The organism is Cellulomonas biazotea, from assembly GCF_004306155.1.
In the GTDB taxonomy this organism is placed as follows: Bacteria; Actinomycetota; Actinomycetes; order Actinomycetales; family Cellulomonadaceae; genus Cellulomonas; species Cellulomonas biazotea.
The window spans coordinates 1-2,849 of record NZ_BIMR01000337.1 but is presented as its reverse complement, the minus strand read 5'-3'; the positions used below and the strand labels follow the sequence as shown (position 1 = coordinate 2,849).

The following is a 2,849-nucleotide window of genomic DNA, read 5'->3' as shown; positions in this document are numbered from 1 at the left end:
GGTGCCGACGATCGGCGGCGGGACGGGGGCGGCCGGCCCAGGTGCGTGAGGGCCGGGTCCGACCCTCCTCCCGGAGCGGATGCTCCATGGGCTGGCCTCCCGGGGACGACGGTCGCCGTCCTCTACGGGGGAACGTAACCCCGGGCTCCGAGACGACCGGACCGACACGCACACATGTCACAGACAGTTCACCTGCCGGAAGCAGACGGTCCACACGGGCCGCCCGCACCCGCCGGCGGCGGCGCAGGTCAGCGCCCGAGGCGCCGTTCCCGGGCGGCGTAGGCGCGCACCGCGCGCAGGAAGTCGACCCGCCGGAAGTCCGGCCAGTACGCCTCGCAGAAGTAGAACTCGGAGTGCACGCTCTGCCACAGCAGGAACCCGCCGAGCCGCTGCTCGCCCGACGTGCGGATGACGAGGTCCGGGTCGGGCTGGCCCTTGGTGTAGAGGCGCTCGGCGATGTGCTCGACGTCGAACTGGCCGGCGAGCTCGTCGACGCTGGTGCCGGCCTCGGCGTGCTCGCGCAGGAACGACCGGACGGCGTCGGCGATCTCGTGCCGGCCGCCGTAGCCGACCGCGACGTTGACGTGCAGGCCCGTGACCTCGGCGGTCGCGGCCTCGGCCTCGCGCAGCGCGGCGGACGTGTGCGCGGGCAGCAGGTCGAGCGAGCCGACGGCCTGCAGGCGCCACCGGCCGGCGGCGGCGAGGTCGCGCACGGCGTGCTCGATGATGTCGAGCAGCGGGTCGAGCTCGTCGGCCGGACGGTTGAGGTTGTCGGTCGAGAGCATCCAGAGCGTCACGACCTCGACGCCGACGTCCTCGCTCCAGCCGAGCAGCTCGGCGATCTTGTCGGCGCCCGCCTGGTGCCCGTGCGCGGTGGACTCGCCGATGCTGCGGGCCCAGCGGCGGTTGCCGTCGAGGATGACGCCGACGTGGCGCGGCACCCGGTCGCGCGGGAGCGACGCGGCGAGCCGTCGCTCGTACAGTCGGTACACCGGGTGGGGCAGGCGCACGCGGACCTCTCCTTGCCGGGCGACGTCGGGAACCCGCTCACGGTACCCGCCGGACGAGTCCTCGTGGTGCGGTACGGGTCGCTGACCGGCGACGTCGACAGCCCTACCTACGGTGACGTAACCTACGGGCTCGTAGGTTGTGGACGACGAAGGAAGACATGCCCATGAGCACCACCTCCGTGCCCAGCTCGGGGCTCCCTCGCGCCGTCGGCCAGGTCGCCGACGCGGTCAAGCCCCGGCTCCGCGGCTGGATCCACGCCGGCGTCGCGCCGCTCGTCCTCGCCGCGTCGATCGTCCTCGTCGTGCTCTCCCCCACGCCCGCCGCCAAGTGGTCGACGGCCGTCTTCGGCCTCAGCGCGGTCCTGCTGTTCGGGACGAGCGCCGTCTACCACCGCGGACGCTGGTCGCCGCGCGTGCAGGGCGTCCTGCGCCGGCTCGACCACACGAACATCTTCCTCATCATCGCCGGCACCTACACCCCGCTCGCGGTCCTGCTGCTGCCCGCGTCGACCGCCCGCATCCTGCTGATCATCGTCTGGTCCGGCGCCCTCGTGGGGCTCCTCGCCCGCGTCCTGTGGCTCGGCGCGCCCCGCTGGGTCTACGTGCCCGTGTACCTGGCGCTCGGCTGGGTCGCCGTCGCGTTCCTCCCGCAGTTCTGGCAGTCCGGAGGACCGGCGATCGTGTGGCTCGTCGCCGCCGGCGGCCTCGCCTACACCGTCGGCGCGGTGGTCTACGCCCTCAAGCGCCCCAACCCGAGCCCCCGCTGGTTCGGCTTCCACGAGGTGTTCCACACGCTCACCGTCGTCGGGTACGGGTGCCACTACATCGCCGTGTCGATGGCGTCGTACGGCTCCGCCTGACGCACCGCCGTCCGGCCTGACGCGTCCGCCTGCGCGCGGCGGGACCGTGTCCGCGCTCAGTCGCGCGGCACGACCGCGTAGCGGCGGTTGGCCAGGGACGGGTTCGTCTCGCGCACGCTCGCCAGCAGGGCACCGTCGACGTCGACCGTCCGGATGGCCGGCGCCTCGTCGAGCTCCAGGCCCACGACGCCGTCCGGGCCGACGACGAGCGACCGCCCCGTGACGCCCTTGCCCGCCTGCCCGACCGCGACGACCGCCGCGGTGTTCTCGATCGCCCGCGCGACCGCGAGCGCCCGCCAGTGCATCGCCTTGAGGTCGCCTGCCGCCCACGCCGCGGGCACCACGAGCACCTGCGCGCCCGCGTCGACCACGCGCCGGGCGGACTCCGGGAACCGCAGGTCGTAGCACGTCAGCACGCCGAACCGCAGGCCGGCGACGTCCAGGACGAGCGGCGGCGCGTCGGCCGGACCGGGCTCGAGCCGCTCGGACTCCCGGTGCCCGAACGCGTCGTACAGGTGCACCTTGCGGTAGACGCCCACGAGGTCGCCCGTCGCGTCGACCGCGACCACGGCATTCACCGCGCGGTCGGACCCGGCCGACGTGCCGGGCAGCGTCGTGCCGGCCAGGACCGCCACGCCCGTCGCCGCCGCGCGCTCGCGCAGCAGCGTGACGAACGGGCCGTCGAGCGGCTCCGCGTGCTCAGGGCCGACGCCCTGGGGCCGGAAGCCCGACGCGTACTCGGGCAGCACGAGCACGTCGGCGCGTGCCAGGCCGGCCGTGACGAACGCGTCGAGGACCGTCTCGCGGTTCGCCGCGTGGTCGTCGCTCACGGCGACCTGCGCGAGGGTGACCCGCACGGCGGGCCGGACCGGGGGTGCGGGACGCACCGTCAGCGGGTCCCGTCGCGCCCGGGCGCGGCGCCCGCGTCGCCGGACCCGCGCGCCTCGCCGTGCGTCGGGCCGCCGGACCCGCTCGTGCC

3 protein-coding genes are annotated in these 2,849 nt (G+C 74.9%); 1 reads left to right on the top strand and 2 read right to left on the bottom strand.

The annotated features are described in order from the left end of the window. Positions 1–248: 248 nt before the first annotated feature. Positions 249–1,010 (bottom strand): isoprenyl transferase, encoded by a 762-nt coding sequence (locus CBZ_RS18070; protein WP_130782856.1) that lies wholly within the window; start codon positions 1,008–1,010, stop codon positions 249–251. A gap of 164 nt (positions 1,011–1,174) precedes the next feature. Between CBZ_RS18070 and trhA the strand changes: the two genes are divergently transcribed. Further along, positions 1,175–1,870, top strand: coding sequence for a PAQR family membrane homeostasis protein TrhA (trhA, locus tag CBZ_RS18065; protein ID WP_130782855.1), 696 nt, complete (start codon positions 1,175–1,177; stop codon positions 1,868–1,870). A 56-nt stretch (positions 1,871–1,926) separates the two neighbouring features. Here trhA and CBZ_RS18060 read toward each other — a convergent pair whose 3' ends face one another. Further along, on the bottom strand, positions 1,927–2,763 hold the full coding sequence (locus CBZ_RS18060; RefSeq protein WP_130782857.1) for a carbon-nitrogen hydrolase family protein: 837 nt from the start codon (positions 2,761–2,763) through the stop codon (positions 1,927–1,929). Between the last annotated feature and the right edge of the window lie 86 nt (positions 2,764–2,849).